The sequence below is a fragment of the Kribbella sp. NPDC002412 genome, assembly GCF_053592935.1.
Genome location: NZ_JBSFBL010000011.1, coordinates 113,936 through 135,706, shown reverse-complemented (window position 1 = coordinate 135,706; position 21,771 = coordinate 113,936). Strand labels below are relative to the sequence as shown.

Genomic DNA, 21,771 nt, shown 5'->3' with positions numbered 1-21,771 from the left:
CACCCGCCGCGGGCCGGGCTCGTCGTACCAACGGGAGCCTCTTCATGCGTTTCGCCCGCACCGCCTTGGGCCTGCTGCTGACCTTGACCGGCCTGATGGTCACCATCGCCGGAGCAGTCGCCGCCTTCTGGCTGGTCGGCCCGGACAACACGGTCACCACCGGCAGCCGGCAGTTCACCAGCCAGGGCCTGGCCGTCATCACCGCGCCCGACCTCCTCGACCGGCACGGACCGACCCTGCACGTCACCGCGGCCGGCGACCAACCGGTCTTCGTCGGCGTCGGGCGGGACCTGGACGTCGCCGACTACCTGGCCGGCGCGTCCCACACCCGGCTGATCCGGTTCGACCCGCCGGCCACCTTCGGCACGCAGGAGATGCGCGGCCGCACCGCCCGGCTGACGCCGCCCGCCCAGCTCGACTGGTGGGTCGCGGAGTCCAGCGGGTCCGGCCGGCAGTCGGTCGCGTGGCCGATCCAGGACGGCCGGTACGACGTGGTCGTGATGAACGCGGACGGGACACCGGCCGTGGGCGCCGACGTCCGGTTCGGCGTCGAGGTGGACCGCGCGTTCGGGGTCTGCCTGCTGGCGCTGGGCGCCGGCATCCTGGTGCTCGCCCTCGGCCTGGTGCTGACCTTCCGCGGCCGCAAGCCGGCTTCCTTGCAGGCTCCGACGCCCATCGCGCTACCTGCGCCGGCGCCTCTGCCAGTAGTCCCCACACCTCAGCCCGTCTCCAGTCCGGTCGTGCGGAAGCCGGAGCCGGTGCTGCCGGAGCCGATCACCGCGGCGCCGATGTTGATGACGCCGTCGGCGGTGGCGAAGGCGAAGTCGCCGGCGTTCCTGGTCGCGGTCGGCGCGGTGCGCGACGACGACGAGCCCGGGTACGACGAGCCGCGGTACGACGATCCTGGATACGACGAGACGCCGTACGAGGCCGCCTGTGAGACAACCCTCGAGACGACCTACGAGCCGACGTACGAGATCACCGAGTGCGACGAGGAGCCGGCGACCGTGCGGCTCGAGGAGTCGCCGGAGTTCGAGCGCAGCGACGAGGCGGTGCGGAAGACCGCCGCCCTGCTGGCCAGCGGCGCGTTGTTGCTCACGACAACGAGTTGCGGCCTGCTGCCGGCCAAGAACAGCGCCGCCGCGCCGGCGACCCGCCCGGCCGTCACGCTCGCCGACGCGCAGGCCGTGGTCGCGAAGTACAACCAGGTCAACAACCAGGCGAACCAGGCCCGCGACGCCAAGCTCGCCGAGACGATCGAGGCGAACCCGACGCTGGCCCAGACCCGGGCCGGCTACCTGATCGGCCGCAAGCTCGACCCGTCCGGCAAGGACAAGAACAAGCCGTTCACGTACACCGAGCCGCAGATCGGCGCGCCCGAGTTCGGGTCGTACCCGATGCGGTTCGTGGTCAGCTCCGGCGTCTCGACCGCCCCCGGCAGCCGCCAGCTCGGCGTCTGGCAGCGGCAGAGCGCGGGCGCGCCGTGGCTGCTGACGAACTCGGTCTACCCGCTCAAGTCGGTGAAGCTCCCGTCGATGGAGGGCCTGCGGACGCCGGCCCAGGCCGACCTCGACAAGCTCGCCGCCCAGCTGTCCACGGTCGGCGCCGCGCTCGCGTCGTACCTCTCGACCGGCGGGAAGTCGAAGCTGTTCACCCCGTCTCCGGGGACGACCTCCCTCCTCGAGCGGCGCGCGAAGTCGAAGGTGGCGGACACGAACGAGAGCTACATCGCGAGCGTCACCGACACCTTCGCGGCGTCCGGTGAGCCGCTCACCTTCATCACCTCGACCGGCGAGGCCCTGGTCTTCCTGTCCCTCACCGAGCAGTACCTGCAGCGCGTCGAGCCCGGCTCGAACGCCTACTGGACCAGCGGCGAGGCGACCGCCTTCAGCAGCATGGTCAAGTACACCCAGACCATCCACCAGGACTACCTCTACCAGGCCGCCCTGGTCATCCCCACCAAGTCCGCGGGCACCCCGATCCGCATCCTCTCCATCGACGGCCAGCTGGTGGGCGCCGGAGGTTCCTGAATCATCAGCATGCAAGCGCTTGCCGAAGGATAGTTCCGGCTGATTGACTCCCGGGGTGAGGTTTTTCCCATCCGCCCGGGAGTATCAGTGGACATCACCCGTCGCCGCCTGCTGTCGTTCGTGCCCGCCACCGCGCTGCTGACCGCCGTCAACCCTGCCCCGGCCGCCCGCGCCACCGCGGGCGCGACGATGGCTGCCATGGAGGCCGACGCGAGCCAGCTGCTCGCCAACGCGGTCGCGATCTACGCCGGTACGCCGGAGTCGAACGCCCGGCCCGAGGTCGCGGCCAAGCTCGCCAACCTCGACGCGACCGCGCGGACCTGGCTGGCCGCGATGGACGGAGCGCAGGCGAACGAGCTCTTCGCCGGCCTCCCGCTCGGGACCAGCGATCCGAATCTGAATGCGTCGTACCAGCACCTCTACGAGATCGCGCTCGCGACCAAGCGCCCCGGCCCGGCGTCCGACCTGCAGGGCAACGAGCAGGTGCGCGCGCGGGTCGCCGAGAAGCTGGTCTGGCTACACGAGAACTACTACGGCGACCAGTCGAAGGGGTACTACGGCAACTGGTTCACGTGGGAGATCGGCATCTCCACGCACGTTTCGAAGACGCTTGCCCTGCTCGACGCTCCGGCTGCGCTGGTCGCGCGGTACGTCCCCTCGATGGACGCCTACCTGCGCAACGGCAAGGACGGCGACGTCGACCTCGACTCGCGGTTCCACACCGGCGCGAACCTTGTCGACATCACCGCCAACCGGGTCCTCCAGGGCGCGCTGATGGGTGACGACGCCCGGATCCGGAAGGCGCTGCAGGACCAGTTCACCGTGTTCGCGACGATCGACCCGTACAACCTCCAGCACGGCGTGACCGACGGCTACTACGCGGACGGCTCGTTCATCCAGCACTCGTCGGTCGCGTACACCGGCTCCTATGGGAAGGGCCTGCTCAGCCGGGTCGTGCAGACCATCAAGGTGCTGGCCGGCACCGAGTACGCCCAGGGCGACGACCTGGTCGGCGTGGTGCAGGGGTGGGTCGAGCACGGGTTCGCGCCGCTCATCTTCGAGGGCTGGATGATGGAGATCGTCAAGGGCCGCGCGGTCTCCCGGACCGCCACCGGGTACTCCGACGTGGCGGTCGTGGTGGAGGCGATCGTCGACCTGGCCGACTACGCGACCGGCGAGGACGCGGCCCGGCTCAAGGCGTTCGCGAAGTTCACCGCGCAACCGACGATCAACCCGGTGAGCTTCGTCTCGCCGGTCAGCATCGCCCGGTTCGCGGACCTCAAGGGGGACCCGGCGGTCGTGCCGGCCGACCTCAACCCGGCGGCGAGCAGCACGGCGTTCAACGCGATGGACCGGACCGTGCACCGGCGGCCCGGGTACGCGTTCGCGCTGGCCCGGAACTCGGACCGGATCAGCAAGTACGAGTACATGAGCGGCGAGAACCTGCTGCCGTGGTTCCAGGGCGACGGCGCGCACTACTTGTACCTGGCCGGCCAGGACCAGACCCAGTCGTTCGGCATCGACTACTTCACGACGGTCTCGCCGTACGCGCTCGGTGGGGTGACTGCGCCGGTCGAGGTGCGCAAGACGATCCCGGAGCTCTACGGGACGCCGTACTACGACAACCCGGACCACCCGCTGAACTTCACGCCGTCGAGCGAGTCGCAGAACAAGTACGTGTACTTCCCGGTCGGGACGAACGCGCACTCCGGCGGCGCGACCCTCGACGCCTACAGCGCGGTCGGGTGGGTGCAGTCGAGCGACTTCGCCTACGCGTCGCGGGACGAACTGCCCGAGGACTTCGTGGTCTACCGCAACGCCGAGGCGACCAAGTCGTGGTTCATGCTCGACGACGAGATCGTCGTTCTGGCCGCCGGTGTCACCGACGACACCCGCGCGGTGACGACGACGCTCGACACCCGTATTGCGGCTCCAGGGGATGCCGTGACGATCACCGGCGTACGGCGGGATGGAACAGCCTGGAGCGGGACGGGGACAACGGACCCGCGGTGGCTGCGGTACGCGAACGGCGGAACGTCGATCGGGTACTACTTCCTGCAGCCGAGCCAGGTGTCGGTGGGTCTGGAGCAGGTGACGCGGAGCCGGCGAGTGGTGCGGACGTCGAACCCGGACACCGCGGTGACCAAGCAGGTCTTCGGGCTGACGGTCGCGCAGCCGGCCGGATCCAAACGGTCACTGGCCTACGCTTTGGTGCCGAATGCAACGGAATCCGGGCTGCGCTCGTACCAGCACGGACGTCTGGTCGTGCTGTCGAACACTCCACGGGTGCAGGCGATCACGCATCTCGGGCTGCGATTGACCGGCGCGAACACCTTCGGCCCCGGTCGGCACAACCTGCCCGGGCTGACCATCGACGGGCCGGCGTCGGTGCTGCTGCAGCGACACTCGGACCCCACGATCACGGTCGCCGCGTCCGACCCGACCACGGCGCGCGACACGATCACGGTGAACCTGTGGGCGCAGTACCTGCGGGCCGCCTCCCCGGTTCCCGGCGTTCAGGTGGTTCGGACGGTGACCGGGACGCGGCTGACCTTCACCACGCGTCACACGTACGGGCGGAGCCTGGCGGTCAAGCTTCTTCCAGCTTGGTGATCAGGGTCTGCATGGTGGCGAGCGTCGTACGGAGCTCGTCGAGGTCGACCGTGGCGCCGAGCTTGTCGGCCCAGGGGTGCTGGGCGATCGAGATCTGCCGGATCGCCCAGTAGCCGGCCTCGGTGCAGGCGAGCAGCTTGGCGCGGCGGTGGGCCGGGTTCGGGCGGTACTCGGCCAGGCCGCGCTCGACCAGCAGGTCGGCGATGCGCTGGACGCCCTGCCGGCTGACGCCCATGATCCGGCCGACCTCGGCGACGGATCGCGGCTCGTCCAGGACGCCGCCGAGGACCTGCCACCACGCGGCGGTCAGCCCGCCGTGCGCGGCGAGGTCCTGGGCGGCTTCCATCAGCCGCGCGTTCAGCCGGAAGGTGGCGAGGATGACGTCGGTCAACAGCGCACCACCTTCCGACTGCGGATCCGGCGTCGGCCAGTCCTCGCGTGGCGGAACAGTCATCAGCCGACCAGAGCCGGGTACGACGACGGGTCGGCGCGGTGGAAGACGCCTTCGTACGCGTCCAGCTTCTTCTCGTCCGCCAGGCCCAGCCGGTCGAGCGCTGCCCGCGCGAACTGCACCGGCGAGTCCGGACCAGCCGTGATCAGGTCGCCGTCGACGACCGCCCGCTCGTCCACGTAGTTGTCACCACCTCGGTAGCCGGCGGCCAGCAGGTACTCCTTCACGGCGCTCGTGTGCTTGCGCTCGTCGAGCAGACCCTCACGCGCCAGCCCGGCCGTCGCTCCACAGATCGCCGCCACCGGAACCCCCGCCTCGAGGAATCGCCGCGCCAACTTCGCGAACACGTCCCCCTGCCCCTCATCCCACAAAGCCGACCCGGCCAGCACCAGCAGATCGCCATCGGAAGGCTCGACGTCACCCACCACCACGTCCGGCACAACCCGCAACCCACCCATCGTGGTGACCGACTCCGTCGTCTCCCCCACCGTCACGATCTCCCACTGCTCCCCGGTGAACCGCCCGGTCCGCAGCTCCACCAGAAGATGCCCGATCTCCCAGTCCGCCCACGTCTCGTAAACACCCACATAAGCTGTCTTCGTCATAGACAACATGCTGTCATGACGACAACGTGTTGTCAATAGATGTTCGCGCTTCTGCCCGAAGGCGGATGAGGATCAGGCCGGCTACGGCGGTGGTGGCGGCGCTGAGGGTCAGGGCGTGGTGGATGTTCAGGGCCGCCAGGACGTTGGTCGAGGCGATCAGCGGGATGGTCTGGGCCAAGGACAGCAGGGACTGGAGTCGGGTCAGGTGGGACCGGGGAGTGGCGCGGACGAAGACGGGGGCGAGGTGGGAGGTGAAGAGGCCTACGCCTAGACCCTGGAGGAGAGCCGCGGCGATGGCGGGCCAGGGGGACGGGGAGAGAGCTAGGGCGGCGATGCCGGCGGCGGCGAGGAGGCAGCCGAGGCCGGCGGTGAGGTTGGGGCGAGCGGAGGTGCCGCGGCGGGCCACCAGGAGGGTGATGAGGAGGCCGCCGGTAACGGTGGCGGCGACGATCAGGCCGGTTTGGGTGGCGGACCAGGCGTGAGCTCGTGCCAGTAGCGGGATGCAGAGCGAGGTGACCGGCAGGACGAAGGCGGCGACGACGGCGACCACGAGCAGGATGGTTCGCAGGGTCGGGTCCGACCAGGCGACGCGGATTCCGTCGAGGGCGTCGCGGGCCACCGACTTGCGGTCCGGTGGCCGCTGCACGTCGTACGGCGGTTTGATCGCGAGCAGGACGCAGAAGAGTAGGGCGAAGGTCGCGGCGTCGATCGTGAGGGCGCCGGCCAGGCCGAGGGAGGCGACGAACAGTCCGCCGACGGGCCCGCCGGCGAGCCTGACGATCTGGTTGGCCGACGTACTCATGGCCATCGCCTTCGGCAGTTCGTCGTCGGTGACGAAGAGGCGCGGTAGGGCGCCGGCCGCCGGTAGGGCGAAGGCGTCGACGGTGCCGATGACGGCTGCGGTCAGGATCAGCAGGGTGGCTGAGGTGCCGGCGAGCGCTACGGAAGCGGCCAGGCCGAAGCAGCAGGCGCCGACGATGGCCGAGCAGCAACTGAGGACGCGGCGGGGACCCCAGCGGTCGCCGAGGACGCCGCCGAGCAGCAGGAGTACGGCGCGCGGCAGGGTGAACGCGGTCAGCACCAGCCCCGCGACGTGCGGGGCGATCCCGGTCGCCGCCCAGCCGAGCGCGAAGAACAGCGCGCTGTCGCCGAACGCCGAGAGTGTGGACCCTGCCAGCCAGCCGTAGTACGACCGGTTCACCCGTCCAGCCGGGCAGGCATCACCAGGGTGGTGAACGTGCCTTGGTCGGCCGAGCGTACGACGACCGGCCGGTCCGAGGCCCCGATCTCGAGCAGCACGTCCGGCCCGACGCTCGCCTCCAACGCGGCCGCGAGCAGGCCCGCGGTGAACCCGATCCGCGCCGACCCGGAGCCGATCACGTCGAGCTTGACCTCACCGTCGATCCGCAACTCCACCGGGTCGATGTCAAAGGCAACAACATCGCGCCCCTCCAGCGCCGTACGCAGCTCGGCCCGATCCACGACGACCCGGCACGTCGGCGGCGTCAACCCGTCGAGAATCCCTTGGTACGCCGGATACTCGCCGGAGACCACCGTGAGCCCGCGCGCTTCCCGGTCCCGCGTGAGCACGGCTCCGTCCGCTCGGGTCTCGAGCCGCACGACCTCGCTCGCGGCAACCCACCGGGTCAACCCGGCCAGCTCCGTCGCCGGCACCAGCACCCGCGCCGATGCCCCGCTGAACTCGACAGGCTGAACCGTCCGCACCGCCAACCGATACCGATCGGTCGCCACGAAGCTCACCTCGTCGGGCGCCAGCTCGATCAACACACACTCCAACAACGCACCCAACTCCGCCTCCGGCCCGGGGGTGGGGGTGGGGGTGGCTGCGGTGGGGGTTACCTGGCGGAGGGCGCTGGCCAGTTCGGGGCCGCCGAGGGTGGCGGTGGTTCGGGTGGAGAGGAGGGTGGCGAGGAGGTGGTCGGCTGCGGTTCGGGTGGCGGTGGTCTTGGCTTCGACGGTGCGCAGGTGGGTTTGGATCTGGGCAGCCAGAGCAGCGGGATCGGCGTCCAGGGCGGTGCGGACTTCGGGGAGCGGGAGGCCTATTTCGCGGAGGCTGCGGAGGAGGCGGGCCCGGGGAGCTTGGGACGGGGTGTAGTAGCGGTAGCCATTGGTTTCGTCGACGGCTGCGGGCGGGAGCACGTCGCAGTCGTCGTAGAAGCGCAGCGCGCTCGGCGCCAGGCCCACCAGCCGGGAGAACTCACTGATCGTCAACCTCATGCCGTGACCCTCAGCCCTGTACCAACTCGAAGGTCAACTCCGCAGCCGTCCCCACAACCCCAGCGTCTTCCCCAGCCGCTCGCCGCGGATCCAGTCCAGGATGCCCTTCGCCGACCGCTCCGGTGACACGTCGCCGCGGACCGAGCGCGGCACGAGCTTGCGCATCTCCGCCGCGTCCGCGAGCGCCTCCTCGATCTGCGCCTCCGGCCAGCCACGCTTGGCCAGCCGTTTCCGCCGTACGGCGTCCGGGCAGTCCAGATGCAGCCACCGGCCCTCCGGCAGCTCCGTCGGCAGCCCCGGTGTGAGCAGCAGCACCGGGATCCCGGACCGGCGGATCAGCTCGGTGATCCGCAGCCACAGCGCGTTGTACGCCGGCCAGATCGGCGCCGCGGTCGGACTCGCGATGTCGATCCCGAGCAACCGTCCGTGATCGTCCAGCAACTCGTCCATGTCCATCACGACCATGTTCCCTGGACTCAACCGCACCAGTTCCGGCACCACCGTCGACTTCCCGGAACCGGGCGCACCCGTCACCACGAAGAGCCTCGTCACGAGACCAGTGTGAGTCACTCGATCGTGAGACTCACCGGGGGTCGCGCGTCTCCGGCGACAACCGGCAGGCCGCGCGCTCCCGGAGTGATCGACCCCAGCACGCTCGCATGCCGCGCCCCCGTGCAGCTCGGGACCGTCCCGCCCAGCCCGTTCACGGTCAGGAACCCCAGTACGGCGAACGCGTAAGCCTCCTTCGCCGCCGACGGCAACCCCAGCTCGTCGGTGCTGCGCACCGCCACCGGCCCGAGCTCCGACGCCAGCATGTGCATCAGCACCGGGTTCTGGATCCCTCCCCCGGACGCGACCACCTCGGTCCCGCCATACCGCCGTACGGCGTCCGCGACGGTCCGCGCGGTCAGAAGCGTCAGCGTCGCGACCAGGTCGTCCGCCGGGAGCTCCGACGACAGACCGTCGAGCGCCCGAGCCACGTAGGCGAGGTTGAACAGCTCCTTGCCCGTGCTCTTCGGCGCCGACCGGGCGTAGTACGGCTCGGCCAGCAACCGCTTGAGCAGCTCCTCGTGCACCCGCCCGCGCCCGGCCATCGCGCCGTCCGCGTCGAACGGCCGGCCGGTCAGCTCGGTCACGACCGCGTCGATCAGCGCGTTGGCCGGCCCGGTGTCGAACGCGACCGGCTCGCCGTGCACCACGGTGATGTTCGCGATCCCGCCGAGGTTCAGCGCGATCGGTACGCCGGTCCGCCCACGCAACCAGAGCACGTCGATGATGCTCACCAGCGGCGCACCCTGCCCACCGGCGGCGACGTCGCGGGCCCGCAGGTCCGACACGACCGTGGTCCCAGTCGCCTCCGCGATCCACGCCGGCTGGCCCAACTGCAGCGTGCCCCGCACCGCATCGCCGTCGACCCAGTGGAACACCGTCTGGCCGTGCGACACGATCAGGTCCGTGGACCCGCCGCACAGCTGCTCCACCGCCTGCCGAGCGACCTCCGCGAACGCCTGCCCGATCCCGGTGTCCAGCCGGCACACCTGCTCCATCGACGTACTTGCCGGTGGCAACGACTCGGCGATCGCGGCCCGCAACTCCGCGGGATACGGCTGGCTGAGCAGACCGAGCGGCGTGAGCACCAACCGGTCCCCGTCCAGCCGCAGGTCCGCGGCGGCCGCGTCGATCGCGTCGTACGACGTCCCGGACATCAGGCCGATGACTCGCATGTCAGTCCCGCAACTCCCGTCGATGGTCGTCACCGCGCAACGTGAGCAACGCGACCACGCTCACCGCGCAGGTCACGGCCACGTAGTACGCGGGGATGTCGATGTTCTTGGTCCGCTTGATCAACTCGGTGATGATCAGCCCGGCCGACCCGGAGAACACCGCGTTGGACAGCGAGTACGCCAGCCCGAGGCCGGTGTAGCGGGCCCGGGTCGGGAACATCTCCGCCAGCATCGCCGGCCCCGGACCGGCCATCAGCCCGACCACCAGACCGGCGACGAACACGGCCGCGCCCTTGGCTGCGGTCGCCGACTCCTTGTCCTGCAGCAGGTTCATCAGCGGGAACGCGAGCACGACGACCAGCGCCGCGCCGGCCACCATGACCGGCCGCCGACCGATCCGATCGCTGAGCCAGCCGGCGGGCAGGATCGCCGCGGCGAACCCGGCGTTCGCCAGCACGGTCGCGACCAGCGCCTGCTGGAACGTCGCGTTCAGCGTGGCCTGCAGGTACGACGGCATCACCACGAGGAACGTGTATCCGGCGGCCGACCAGCCCATCAGCCGGCCGATGCCGAGCGCGATCGCCTTCGTGACCTCACCGGTGCCGGCCGGACGCGGCTCCTCCCGCTGGACCCGGGAGAAGTTCGGCGTCTCGTCGAGCCGGAGCCGCAGCCACAACGCGACCAGGCCGAGCGGCAACGCGAGCAGGAACGGCACCCGCCAGCCCCAGTCGGTCAGCGCCTCCTTGCTGAGCACGGTCGCCAGGACCGCCGCCAGCCCCGCACCGGCGAGCAGTCCGAGCGCGACGGTGAACGACTGCCAAGCGCCGTACAGGCCGCGCTTCGTCTTGGGCGCGAACTCGGTCATGATCGACACCGCGCCACCGAACTCACCACCGGCCGACAACCCCTGCAGGGCCCGGACCAGCGTCAGCAACCAGGGCGCCGCGGCGCCGACGGTCGCGTACGTCGGCAGCAGGCCGATCAGCGTGGTCGACAGCGTCATCAGCAGCAGCACCAGGATCAGCGTCGGACGCCGGCCGATCCGGTCGCCGACCCGGCCGAACACGGCGGCGCCGATCGGCCGGAAGAAGAAGGCCAGCGCGAACGAGGCGTAGGTCTTGATCAGGCTCTCGGCGTCGCTGGTCGACGTGCTGCTGAAGAAGTTCGCCGCGATCACGGTCGCGAAGAAGCCGTAGGCGCCGAACTCGTACCACTCGACGAAGTTGCCGACCGTGCCGGCGACCAAGGACCGTCGGGTCCGCGGGCCGGCCATCGTCTGACCGGGTGCTGCGCTCATCGGGTCCTCCTAGGACAAGGGCCCCCGTAAGTTTTTCCCACCCCCCTACTCATCTTCGTCTATAACTTCCCAGTCGCGCGACCCGCCTGCAACCTTCCGGGTGCCGCCGGTGTCTACGTAGTGCCAGACCAGATGACCGAGGAGGGGCGGATGGTCACCCGCGGTGACGATTTCGACGATTTCGTCCGGCAGCTCGACGCGGCTGCTCCGGACCGCCGTACTGCTCACCGGCGACCGCGCGGCGGCCGAGGACCTCGTCCAGGAGACGTACGAGCGGGTGTACGTGCGCTGGCGGCGGATCCACAGCGCACCCGAGGCCTACGCCCGCAAGACGCTCGCCAACCTCGCGGCGAACCGGTGGCGCAGCCGGGGCCCGACTTCACCGACCTGGAGACCTGGCCGATGACCGCCGGCGCGGACACGCTCAGCACGGTCGCGACGAACCGGTTCGAGAGCGCCCTCGACGCCGTCACGGACAAGAACTACTACGCCCTCAGACACTCGTTCTGGACCGCGCACGGCGTGACCGAGAACGGCTCGGCGGTGTACATGGGCGAGCAGCAGATCGACAGAGACCCGACGCGCGTGTACGCCGTACTCGAGCCCAGGACCGGCAAGCGCACCATCGTCCCCGGCGGCGTCCCGGACGGGACCTCCGCGCTGCCGGTGTCGATCAGGCTGCCCGCCGGCCAGGGCTGGGCGGTCGCCCGCAAGGACGCGAAACTCTCCTACCGGCACGACGGCGGCGCCTGGAGCACACCGCGGACGAACGCGGTCCTGGTGCCCGCCGGGGACAAGGCCGAGGTGCGGGTCGAGGCGAGTGGTCTGACCGAGGTGGTCACGCTGCGCTGACGAGCTCTTGACAGCGGGTTCCCGCCGATCGATGATCTTGCCTGCTATACCGGTTTATCTCCTCTCGCCGCCTGGACATTCCACCAGGCGGCGAGAGCGACTTAACCGATATAGCGGATCCCGCCCCGATCACGAGGAGTCGATCGATGAGTGCACCGCTCATGCGCAGAAGGACCCTGTTGTCAGCCCTGGCCGCGACCACCGCCGCCGGAGTCGCCGTACCGGCCGCCGGCACCGCCTACGCCAGGCCACGGCCGCGCGCGAAGACCGGACCGATCTCGGTGGTCTACATCGAGGTCAACAACGAGAGCATGACGAACGCCGCCAAGTACACGCTCAGCAAGGGCGGCGCCCAGGTGTTCGACGTCGCGGTCATCTTCGCGGCCAACATCAACTACGACGGCACCAACGCCTACCTGCACTTCAACGAGAACGTCCAGAACGTGCTCGACAACGTGGCGACCCAGGTCCGGCCGCTGCAGCAGAAGGGCATCAAGGTCCTGCTGTCGATCCTCGGCAACCACCAGGGCGCCGGCTTCGCGAACTTCCCTTCCCAGCAGGCCGCCGACGCGTTCGCCCAGGAGCTTGCCGACGCGGTGAACCAGTACGGCCTCGACGGCATCGACTTCGACGACGAGTACGTCGAGTACGGCACCAACGGCACCGGCCAGCCGAACGACTTCTCGTTCGTCTACCTGGTCCAGGCGCTGCGCCAGAAGCTCCCGAACAAGCTCATCACGCTGTACGACATCGGCCCGGCCTCCGACCGGCTGAGCTACAACGGCGTGAGCATCGCGAACACCTTCGACTACGCCTGGAACCCGTGGTACGGCACCTGGATGGTCCCGAGCGGCCCGAGCGACAAGGCCCGGCTCTCCCCCGCCGCGGTGTCGATCACCGCGACCAGCTCGGCCACGGCGGCAAGCCTCGCCCAGCGCACGGTCGACGAGAGGTACGGCGTCTTCCTCACCTACAACCTCACCTCGACGACCCCCGCGAGCTACATCTCGGCGTTCACCAACAAGCTCTACGGCAGCTCCGCCATCTACACCCCTTAGAGCACGTACTCCCAGCCTGGTCGCCACTCGAACGGAGTGGCGACCAGGTCTTCGAGTGACGCCCGGCTGCCGAGCAGGTGGTCGAGCGACCAGCGGTTCGCGGAGTGCGCGACGATCAGCACGACCTGGCCGTCGTACCAGCGCTTGAGGTCCTCGAGGAAGGACCGGGTCAGCTCCATCACCTCCCAGTAGCTCTGCCCACCCGGAAACGGGGTGTGCACCCGATTCATCCGCGGCTCGAGCGCGCCCCGCGGCGCGCCGTTCAGCGAGCCGTAGTTGCACTCGCGCAGGCGCCAGTCCTGGAAGTGCGGCACCGTCAGGCCGGACGCCTCGACCGTCTGCACGGCCCGGCGCAGGTCCGAGCTGAACACGACGTCGACGTCCTTGCGGCGCGCACCCAGCTCGGCCGCCTCCCTGCGCCCGGCCGCGGAGAGCTCGCCGGGCAGCCAGCCGGTGGCGATTCCCTGCTCGTTGTCGAGCGTCGTCGAGTGCGTCTCGTAGACCAGCCTCAGCTTCACGGGACAAGTCTCCTGGATCACGTCCCGGACAAAGTCCTTTGTCTTCGTTACCCGCGGGTATATACTTAAGTTACTCGTGAGTATAATGCTGCTAAGAGGTAGGGGACCCCTGTGAGCCACTACAAGTCGAATCTGCGGGACATCGAGTTCAACCTGCTCGAGGTTCTGGGCCGGGACGAGGTGCTCGGGCAGGGCCCGTACGCCGAGATGGACGTCGACACCGCCCGTGAGGTGCTGGCCGAGATCGACCGGCTGGCCAAGCACGAGCTGGCCGAGTCGTTCGCCGAGGCCGACCGCAACCCGCCGGTCTTCGACGCGGAGGCGCACGAGGTGCGGATGCCGGAGGCGTTCAAGAAGAGCTACCACGCCTACATGGACGCCGAGTGGTTCAAGCTGGAGCTGCCGGCCGAGCTGGGCGGCCAGCCGACCCCGCCGTCGCTGCGCTGGGCCGCCGCCGAGCTGGTGCTGGGCGCCAACCCGGCGGTGCACATGTACGCCGCCGGCCCCAACTTCGCGCACGTGCTCTGGCGCAACGGCGTCGATCGCGACAAGAAGATCGCGCACCACATCATCGAGCGCGGCTGGGGCGCCACCATGGTGCTGACCGAGCCGGACGCCGGTTCCGACGTGGGCGCCGGCCGAACCAAGGCCACCCTGCAGGACGACGGCAGCTGGCACATCGAGGGCGTCAAGCGGTTCATCACCTCCGGTGAGCACGACCTGACCGAGAACATCGTGCACCTGGTGCTGGCCCGGCCGCAGGGCATCGAGGGCGTCGGCGGCCCGGGGACGAAGGGCCTGAGCCTGTTCGTCGTGCCGAAGCACCACTTCGACCTGGAGACCGGCGAGCTGACCGGGGAGCGCAACGGCGCCTTCGTCACGAACGTCGAGAAGAAGATGGGCATCAAGGTGTCCACCACCTGCGAGGTCACCTTCGGCGACGGGATCCCGGCCAAGGGCTGGCTGCTCGGCGAGGTGCACGACGGCATCGCGCAGATGTTCCAGGTGATCGAGTACGCGCGGATGATGGTCGGCACCAAGGCGATCGCGACCCTGTCCACCGGGTACCTGAACGCGCTCGAGTACGCCAAGGAGCGGGTCCAGGGCGCCGACCTGACCCAGCCGGCCAAGGACGCGCCGCGGGTCACCATCACCCACCACCCGGACGTCCGCCGCTCGCTGCTGACGCAGAAGGCGTACGCCGAGGCGCTGCGGGCGCTGGTGCTGTTCACGGCGACGTACCAGGACCGCGCCGAGCAGGCCCGGTACGCGGGTGAGCACGACGTCGTCGCCGAGGGTGTAAACGACCTGCTGCTGCCGCTGGTCAAGGGCTACGGCTCGGAGAAGTCGTGGACGCTGCTCGGCACCGAGTCGCTGCAGACCTTCGGCGGCTCCGGCTTCCTGCAGGACTACCCGATCGAGCAGTACGTCCGGGACGCCAAGATCGACACCCTGTACGAGGGCACCACCGCCATCCAGGGCCAGGACCTGTTCTTCCGCAAGATCATCAAGGACCAGGGCAAGGCGCTCGGCCATCTGGCCGAGCAGATCCAGGGCTTCGTCGCCTCCGAGGCCGGCAACGGCCGGCTGAAGGAGGAGCGCGGGCTGCTGGCGAAGGGCCTGGAGGACACCCAGAAGATCCTCGGGGTGATGGGCCAGGCGCTGATGGCGAGCAACCCGCAGGCGGAGAACGGCGACCCGCGCAACATCTACAAGGTCGGCCTGAACACCTCGCGGCTGCTGTACGTGCTGGGTGACGTGGTCTGCTCCTGGCTGATGCTGCGGCAGGCCGAGGTCGCGCTGAACAAGCTCGGCGGCAAGCTGTCCCCGGCCGAGCAGGACTTCTACACCGGCAAGGTGGCCGCGGCCCAGTGGTTCGTCCGGACCACGATGCCGTCGGTCCGCGCCGAGCGGGTCAAGGCCGAGCTCACCGACCTCGACGTGATGGACCTGCCGGAGTCCGCCTTCTGAGTTTCCCGGCTCCTCCGGCTCGATCACTTGCGCGGATCGAGCCGGAGGCCGGGAAGATCCGGGGCAGATCGATCTGCCCCGGGTTGCCCCGCGATCTGCCCTGGTGAAGAAGCGCTGCATAGAGGAACGTTTCTGCCCGTGGCACCCAGCGACCCTGGCTCGGCTTCCCCTGTCCGAGCCAGGGCCGTGCCATTTCGTACTCTTGTCCGGATGTTCGCCCGTCTGCGCCGCCTCGCCCTCCTGATCGCCGTGCTGGCGTTCCTTCCGGTGCTGCCTGCGCAGGCCGCGACGCCGCAGCTGCCGGACCGGGTCGCGGCCGCCTGGCGGACCGACAAGGTCTACGTCGACGAGCGGCTGCGCCCGATCCCCGGGCTGGACCGGATCCGCGCCGAGACCGGGACCGTCGACTTCCCGGTGTACGTCGCGCTGGTGCCACAGTCGCCGTACACCCGGGAGAGCCGGAGCGACCTGCCGACGCTGCTGCAGGCGCGGGTCGGGCAGCCGGGGCTGTACGTCGTGGCCGTGGTCGCCGACGACTACTGGTCCGTGACGGAGGAGCTGTTCCGGCCGGCCGGGCTGAAGGGGCGCAACCTCACCAGCGTCCGGTTCGACGACGAGCAGTACTACGACATCGTCAACGATCAGCCGGCGCCGCAGATCGTGCGGACGATCCAGCACGCGGCCACGGCGTACGACGGACGGCCGCTGCCGGCGATCCCGGCCGGCGACCTGGACCCGCCGTCGGTCCGGAGCGGGCCGTCGACCACGGACCGCGAGGACCAGTCCGCGTTCGTCGGCCTGGGCATCGGGGTGCTGGCCGGATTCGCGGTGACGCTCTGGATCGCCTTGTGGCGGAAGGCCCGGCCCAAGAAGCGCTTCTCCGCCGAGCCGCCGCCGATCGCGGTGCCGGACATGCGCAGCCGGGCGGACGACTGGATCGAGCGGGCGCAGGTGGCGCTCGACCGGCTGGACAAGCGGCGCCGGAAGTCGGTGCGGCTGCTCGACCAGCGGGACGACGCCTACCGCCGCCTGGACGCGGCCCGCAAGCTGCGCGCCGAGGATCCGGACGACCTGCTCACCATGACCGGCGCGTGGGTCCTCGCCTGGCAGGCCCAGCGGGGCGCCAGCGGCGGCGGTGTGCAGCGGCCCTGCTTCTTCGATCCGACCCACCGGTCCGGGACGGCGATGGTCGCCTGGTCGGACGGCATCGAGGTGTCGGCCTGCAAGCAGTGTGCGCGGACCCTCGGCAAGGGCCAGACGCCGTACGGGCTGCAGGTGTGGAAGCGGTCCGGCCTGATCGGGCGTGAGCAGGTGCCGTACTGGACGCTGGATCCGGAGGACAACCTGATGGTGGCGACCGGCTTCGGCGCGCTCTCCGACGACCTGCCCGAACGGGTGGCCGAGCTGCAGGACGAGGTCCGGTGAAGCGGCTTCTCCTGTTGCTTGTGGCAACTATGTTCCTGGTGCCCGGGGTTGCGCGGGCGGCGGCTCCGGCCGATCCGCGGGTCACTGCCGCCAAGGCCGCCTGGGCGACGTCGCCGCTGTACGTCGACCCGGACTACGCGGCCGTGGTCGGCGAGACCCAGTCCGCCGAGCTGCTCCGCGAGATCAACGCGGCTCCACTTCCCGTCTACGTGGCCGTCGTACCGACCGGTGAATGGTTCGAGGAGCGAGGCGACACCGCGTTGCTGGCCGGCTGGCTCGCGGCCGCGAACGGCAAGCCCGGCTTGTACGTCGTGATGGACGGTGACACGACGCACGGCGTGGAGCACGAGATCGCGGCGTGGGCGCCGGAGAGCACCTGGGCGGAAGCGAGGCAGTCGGTGCCCGGCCAGCTCGCGGAGTACCTCGAGGACGTCAAGGTGGACGACCGGTACGACGCGAAACCGGCCCGGACCGAGCCGACTCCGCCGAGGCCGGAGACGACCTCGTCCGACGAGCCGTTCACGGTCGGGAAGGCGATCGGCAACGGGGTCGGCGGCGGCGTGCTCGGCCTGATGGGCGGCGCGTCGCTCGCCGCGGTCGTGCTCGGAGTGGCGGCCCTGGTCGCCCGACGACGTGGAGGTACTCAGTGAAGACGCGGCTCGCCCTGACTGTTCTGCTGACGCTGCTCGTGTCGCTGACCGCTGTACCAGCGCAGGCGCAGACGCCGGCCGAGCGCGCCCGCGAGATCGCGACGGCGCTGGCCAAGGATCCGCTGTACGTCGACTCGGTGTACAGGTCGGCGCTGCCGGCGAACCAGTTGGCCGACGTGCGCGCCAAGGCGAAGGCGCTCGGGTATCCGGTCTACTCGATCGTGCTGCCGCTGTCGGCGAGCGACCCGTTCCGGGGTGAGGAGCGCAATGTGCTCACCCTGGTGATCGATGCCCTCGGCAAGCCCGGGCTGTACGTCGTGGTCGACGGCGGCGGCCACTTCCCGTGGTACGAGGTGCACTCGCTGCCGCAGGTGGACGAGGACAAGCTGCAGGCGGCCCGGGAGCGGGCGCTCGACGACACCGAGTACGACGCGGGCCCGGCCGAGGTTCTGTCGCGGATGTACGCCCTGCTGGCCGCTCCGGAACTGCCGGCGGCCAACCCCACGTCGAGCACTCGTCCGGCGGACTCGGACGACTCTGAGGAAGAGTCGTCGGCCGGGTTGATCGCGCTCATCGTCGGGCTCGGGATCGCCGCGCTGGTCGGGCTCGGGCTGATCATCGGCCTTCGCCGGCCGGGCGTCGACCGGCCGAGGCGGGAGAAGCCGTTCAGCATTCCGCCGCATGTGGCTGCGACCGTTGCGTTGGAGAGACGGCGTCGGCTGACTCGCGAGACCGGGCTGGAGCTGACCAGGCTGGGGTCGGAGCTGGCCGCGTTGCCGGCGGCTACGGGCGACGGGCTGAGGCATCAGCAGGCAGCGCTCGACGCGCATCAGGCCGCTGGGAAGGTGCTCGACTCGTCGGAGGATCTCGTCGACGTGGTCGGTGCGATGGTGCTGCTGGACAAGGCGCGGCGGGAGTACGACGCGGCCGTGGCGGTGGCGGCTGGGCGGAGGCAGGACGCCGTACCGGAGCTGTGTGCGTTCAACCCGCTGCACGGGAGGTCGGCGGGGCGGCCAACGCAGGTGGAGGCCAACGGGACTACGTTGACGCTGCCCCTGTGCGGCGAGTGCCGGCGAGCGCTGAAGCAGGGCAAGGCGCCGGACTCGCTGCCCGGTGACGACGGTCCCTACTGGCACGGCGACGACCTGTGGGCGCGGACCTTCTTCGGAAGCATCCACGACGACCTCGCGGCCGCGGTGTCCCGGGGCGAGTACCGGTCTGACCTCCGGCGTCCCTGAGGTCTGGTTCAGGGACGCCTCGGGGGATCTGCCGGATCCTGCGCCACCTGCCCCGCGCCTAGTGTCGAGCGGACAGGATGGGACACGAAGGGGCGGATGATGGCGGAGACCAAGCAGCTCGGGGCGGTGCTTCTGGTGGCCGGGGCGGCGTTGGCGTTCTGGCAGTTCGGGGACCGGGACTCGACCGACGACCACGAGCTCGGCGACCGGATCACCACGGTCCAGCTGGCCGCGAAGAGCTCCGACGTCACCATCAAGGTCTCCGACGACGACAAGACCACCGTCCAGGAGAAGCGCCACTTCTGGCTGTGGAAGCACGGTGACGCCTACTCGGTCGACGACGGCGTCCTGAAGCTCGACGGCGACTGCGGCTGGCAGTGCAGTGCCGACTTCGTGGTCACCGTTCCGCGCGGGACGAAGGTCACCGGCGAGAACGGCAGCGGCGACGTCTCGATCACCGGGGTCAGCGGGGTGGACGCGCAGTCACGGTCCGGGACGATCGAGATCAGCGCCGTCACCGGCGACGTGAAGCTTGACCTGACCTCGGGCGACGTGGTCGTCAAGGACCTGGCCGGGAAGCTGGACGTGACCGCCACGTCGGGCGACATCGAGGCGTCCGGGCTGAAGGGCGGTCCGGTCACCGCCGAGACCACGTCCGGCGACCTCGAGCTCCAGCTGGCCGAGGCGAACGACGTCCGCGCGAAGGGCACCAGCAGCGACATCGAGGTGATCGCGCCGGCGGGCGGCTGGAACGTCAGCACCGAGACCCGCAGCGGCGACGTCGACAACAGCCTCGGCGACGACCCGAACGGCTCCCACACCATCACCGCCACCACGACCAGCGGCGACATCGAGCTCAAGACCAACTAGGCCTGTCTGCTGATCCCGCGCAGTAGGCGGGGGATCAGCAGACAGGCCTTTCAGGCGTTTACGCCGGGGTACCGAGTTGTCGTTCGTGGTGTAACAGACATGCGTCGTGGATGGATTACACCGTGCGATCAGAGTAGTTTCGAAGGTGAGGAACACTTCACTAGGAGGCTCGGATGAGCATCGGTGTGGGGATCTTTCTGATGGTGGTGGGCGGCATCTTCGCCTTCGCCGTCCAGGACTCGTGGGACGCTGTCAACCTGACCGTGGTGGGCTACATCCTGATCCTCGCCGGACTGGCCGGGATCGTGCTCTCCTTCTACATCACCAACCGGCGCCGCCGGGTCGAGACCGACGCGATCGATCCGGCGATCGAGGAGGAGTACCGGGTGGTCGAGGAGCACCACCGCGACATCAAGGAGTAGTCGCTCCCGACAGCACCAGTTCGAGCCGCGTGGCGCCGTCCGGGGTCACGCGGACCGGGACTCCCCAGTCCTGCCGGTGCATGTGACACGCGGGGAACTCGACCTCCGCGGAGTCGTCACACGATGCGGCTTGTACGGCGACGTGCAGCACCCCGTCGCCGACCCGCTCGTCGATCACGAGCTTGCGGGTCAGGTCCGTCGAGTCGCCGGCGCCTTCCCGTAGCAGGCTCTCCGGGGTCGACGACACCAGCAGCCGGGTCGACGGGCCGTAGCGGTCATCCAGCTTCTGCCCGGGCGGCGGCGTGAACACGACCTCGAGCGTCACCTCGCCGGCCGCGACGTCCATCGGTGGACGCTGTGTCCGGGTGCTGAACTCGTCCGCGGTCGCCGAGGCGCCGAGCGGGATCCGGGTCAGCCGGTGCGCGGCGGACTCGACCACCAGGAGTTCGTTGCCCACGACAACAGCACCGCTGGGCTCGGCCAGGCCGGTCGCCATCGTGTCGACCACCTCGGTGCGCGGGTCGTACCGCCGTACGGCGCCGTTGTAGGTGTCGGCGATCGCGATCGAGCCGTCGGGAAGGACGGTGACGCCGAGCGGGTGCTGCAGCAGGGCCTCACTTGCCTTGCCGTCGCGCAGGCCGAAGTCGAACAGGCCGGTGCCGACGGCCGTGTGCACCTCGGTGTCGATCCAGCGCAGCGCGGAGATCTCCGAGTCGGCCAGCCAGAGCCGATCGCCGTCGACGGCAAGGCCGCTGGTCTGCGCGAACCAGGCCTGGTCGAGCGCGCCGTCCTTCAGGCCTTCGTTGGTGGTGCCGGCGGCGACTTCGGTGACCCTGGTGAACGGGTCGAAGGTCCAGAGCTGGTGTACGCCGGCCATCGCGATCCACACCTTGTCCTGCCACCAGGCGACATCCCACGGTGAGCTCAGGACGCCGGTGCTGTCGCCGTCCATCCACTGCTTGCCGGTGCCGACCAGGGTGGTGACGTGGCCGGTCTCCAGGTCGAGGCCGCGGAGCGCGTGGTTCACGGTGTCGGCGACGACTACGTCGTACCCGAGTTCGGCGGCGACGTCGGCCGGCAGGCGGGTGAGGCCGTTCGGCTCGGAGAAGGTCGCCTGGTCGGCGGGGCCGTCGGCGAATCCACGGTGGCCGGCGCCGAACCGGCGTACCACTGTGGTCGCGTCGGCGGCGAGCTCGACGATGCTGTGGTTGCCGGCGTCGGCGACCAGGAACCCGTTGTCCAGAGCAATCACCTTCGCCGGGAAGCGGAGGTCGGTGGGCTCGGGCGCCGGAGCGACGTACGGCGACTTGCCACGTGTCAGCGTGCCCGCCTGCTCGTGCTCGGCGATCAGCTCAGCCAGTTGGGCGTCCAACGCGTGCGCGTGGCCCTCACCGGAGTACTGCGCGACGATGTAGCCGTTCGGATCCACCAGCACCAGTGTCGGCCAGGCCCGCGCGGTGTAGTTCTGCCAGGTGATCAGCTCCGGGTCGTCCAGCACCGGATGCCCCACCTCGTACCGCTCCACCGCGGCCCGAACCGCCGCCTCCTCCCCCTCATGCGCGAACTTCGGCGAATGCACCCCCACAATCACCAACGCATCCCCGTACTTCTCCTCCAACGGCCGCAACTCGTCCAGCACATGCAGACAGTTGACACAACAAAACGCCCAAAAATCGAGCAACAGGAAGCGTCCCCGGAAGTCCGAGAGCGACAACTCCCGCCCACCCGTGTTCAACCACCCACGACCCTTGAGCTCCGGCGCACGCACATGCATGCCCCCATTGTCCGCCGGGTTTCAATCGGGCCCGG

The 21,771-nt window shown here is 69.8% G+C and carries 20 protein-coding genes; 11 read left to right on the top strand and 9 right to left on the bottom strand.

The features are described 5' to 3' along the window. The first annotated feature begins 44 nt into the window (after positions 1-44). Positions 45-2,030, top strand: coding sequence for a hypothetical protein (locus ACWCOV_RS12030; RefSeq protein WP_449829270.1), 1,986 nt, complete (start codon positions 45-47; stop codon positions 2,028-2,030). A gap of 87 nt (positions 2,031-2,117) precedes the next feature. Then, positions 2,118-4,643: a polysaccharide lyase family 8 super-sandwich domain-containing protein gene (locus ACWCOV_RS12025; RefSeq protein ID WP_449829269.1), complete on the top strand. Its 2,526-nt coding sequence runs from the start codon at positions 2,118-2,120 to the stop codon at positions 4,641-4,643. On the opposite strand, the gene ACWCOV_RS12020 is transcribed toward ACWCOV_RS12025, so the two are convergent. From ACWCOV_RS12020 to ACWCOV_RS11990, 7 genes are read right to left on the bottom strand one after another with little or no spacing between them, the layout of a single operon-like run. Continuing rightward, on the bottom strand, positions 4,621-5,097 hold the full coding sequence (locus tag ACWCOV_RS12020) for a MarR family winged helix-turn-helix transcriptional regulator (protein WP_449829268.1): 477 nt from the start codon (positions 5,095-5,097) through the stop codon (positions 4,621-4,623). The two genes, ACWCOV_RS12025 and ACWCOV_RS12020, sit on opposite strands and share 23 nt — an antisense overlap. Further along, positions 5,097-5,699 (bottom strand): DJ-1/PfpI family protein, encoded by a 603-nt coding sequence (locus ACWCOV_RS12015; protein ID WP_449829267.1) that lies wholly within the window; start codon positions 5,697-5,699, stop codon positions 5,097-5,099. Before ACWCOV_RS12015 ends, ACWCOV_RS12020 begins: the two co-directional genes overlap by 1 nt. Before the next feature lie 13 nt (positions 5,700-5,712). Continuing rightward, positions 5,713-6,900, bottom strand: coding sequence for an MFS transporter (locus ACWCOV_RS12010; protein ID WP_449829266.1), 1,188 nt, complete (start codon positions 6,898-6,900; stop codon positions 5,713-5,715). After that, positions 6,897-7,937 carry a DNA polymerase III subunit beta family protein gene (locus ACWCOV_RS12005; RefSeq protein WP_449829265.1) on the bottom strand — a complete coding sequence of 347 codons (1,041 nt, stop codon included), beginning with the start codon at positions 7,935-7,937 and terminating at the stop codon, positions 6,897-6,899. Before ACWCOV_RS12005 ends, ACWCOV_RS12010 begins: the two co-directional genes overlap by 4 nt. Positions 7,938-7,970: 33 nt before the next feature. Continuing rightward, positions 7,971-8,489 (bottom strand): AAA family ATPase, encoded by a 519-nt coding sequence (locus tag ACWCOV_RS12000; RefSeq protein WP_449829264.1) that lies wholly within the window; start codon positions 8,487-8,489, stop codon positions 7,971-7,973. A gap of 14 nt (positions 8,490-8,503) precedes the next feature. Further along, positions 8,504-9,661: an anhydro-N-acetylmuramic acid kinase gene (locus ACWCOV_RS11995; protein WP_449829263.1), complete on the bottom strand. Its 1,158-nt coding sequence runs from the start codon at positions 9,659-9,661 to the stop codon at positions 8,504-8,506. Between the two features lies 1 nt (position 9,662). Next, positions 9,663-10,958, bottom strand: coding sequence for an MFS transporter (locus tag ACWCOV_RS11990; protein ID WP_449829262.1), 1,296 nt, complete (start codon positions 10,956-10,958; stop codon positions 9,663-9,665). A 163-nt stretch (positions 10,959-11,121) separates the two neighbouring features. Between ACWCOV_RS11990 and ACWCOV_RS11985 the strand changes: the two genes are divergently transcribed. From ACWCOV_RS11985 to ACWCOV_RS11975, 3 genes are all read left to right on the top strand, one after another. Then, the gene (locus tag ACWCOV_RS11985) at positions 11,122-11,364 is read left to right on the top strand and encodes a sigma factor (RefSeq protein ID WP_449829261.1); all 243 of its coding nucleotides are present in this window, start codon (positions 11,122-11,124) and stop codon (positions 11,362-11,364) included. Next, positions 11,316-11,810, top strand: a complete 495-nt coding sequence (locus tag ACWCOV_RS11980; RefSeq protein WP_449829260.1) for a hypothetical protein — start codon at positions 11,316-11,318, stop codon at positions 11,808-11,810. Before ACWCOV_RS11985 ends, ACWCOV_RS11980 begins: the two co-directional genes overlap by 49 nt. Before the next feature lie 146 nt (positions 11,811-11,956). Continuing rightward, a complete protein-coding gene (locus ACWCOV_RS11975; protein WP_449829259.1) occupies positions 11,957-12,868 on the top strand; it encodes an endo-beta-N-acetylglucosaminidase H in 912 nt (303 codons plus the stop codon). Here the strand turns inward: ACWCOV_RS11975 and ACWCOV_RS11970 are convergent. After that, positions 12,865-13,386, bottom strand: coding sequence for a histidine phosphatase family protein (locus ACWCOV_RS11970; protein ID WP_449829258.1), 522 nt, complete (start codon positions 13,384-13,386; stop codon positions 12,865-12,867). The two genes, ACWCOV_RS11975 and ACWCOV_RS11970, sit on opposite strands and share 4 nt — an antisense overlap. A gap of 111 nt (positions 13,387-13,497) precedes the next feature. Between ACWCOV_RS11970 and ACWCOV_RS11965 the strand changes: the two genes are divergently transcribed. From ACWCOV_RS11965 to ACWCOV_RS11940, 6 genes are all read left to right on the top strand, one after another. Next, positions 13,498-15,357 (top strand): acyl-CoA dehydrogenase, encoded by a 1,860-nt coding sequence (locus ACWCOV_RS11965; protein ID WP_449829257.1) that lies wholly within the window; start codon positions 13,498-13,500, stop codon positions 15,355-15,357. A 210-nt stretch (positions 15,358-15,567) separates the two neighbouring features. Continuing rightward, on the top strand, positions 15,568-16,782 hold the full coding sequence (locus tag ACWCOV_RS11960; RefSeq protein WP_449829256.1) for a hypothetical protein: 1,215 nt from the start codon (positions 15,568-15,570) through the stop codon (positions 16,780-16,782). After that, positions 16,779-17,432, top strand: a complete 654-nt coding sequence (locus tag ACWCOV_RS11955; RefSeq protein ID WP_449829255.1) for a hypothetical protein — start codon at positions 16,779-16,781, stop codon at positions 17,430-17,432. Before ACWCOV_RS11960 ends, ACWCOV_RS11955 begins: the two co-directional genes overlap by 4 nt. Next, entirely contained in the window at positions 17,429-18,670 is a 1,242-nt protein-coding gene (locus tag ACWCOV_RS11950; RefSeq protein ID WP_449829254.1) for a hypothetical protein, read from the top strand. The genes ACWCOV_RS11955 and ACWCOV_RS11950 overlap by 4 nt, the downstream gene beginning before the upstream one ends. A gap of 99 nt (positions 18,671-18,769) precedes the next feature. Further along, positions 18,770-19,540: a DUF4097 family beta strand repeat-containing protein gene (locus ACWCOV_RS11945; RefSeq protein ID WP_449829253.1), complete on the top strand. Its 771-nt coding sequence runs from the start codon at positions 18,770-18,772 to the stop codon at positions 19,538-19,540. 173 nt (positions 19,541-19,713) lie between these two features. Further along, on the top strand, positions 19,714-19,962 hold the full coding sequence (locus tag ACWCOV_RS11940) for a DUF6458 family protein (protein ID WP_449829252.1): 249 nt from the start codon (positions 19,714-19,716) through the stop codon (positions 19,960-19,962). On the opposite strand, the gene ACWCOV_RS11935 is transcribed toward ACWCOV_RS11940, so the two are convergent. Next, positions 19,952-21,736 carry an NHL domain-containing thioredoxin family protein gene (locus tag ACWCOV_RS11935; RefSeq protein WP_449829251.1) on the bottom strand — a complete coding sequence of 595 codons (1,785 nt, stop codon included), beginning with the start codon at positions 21,734-21,736 and terminating at the stop codon, positions 19,952-19,954. The genes ACWCOV_RS11940 and ACWCOV_RS11935 overlap by 11 nt on opposite strands. Positions 21,737-21,771 lie beyond the last annotated feature (35 nt).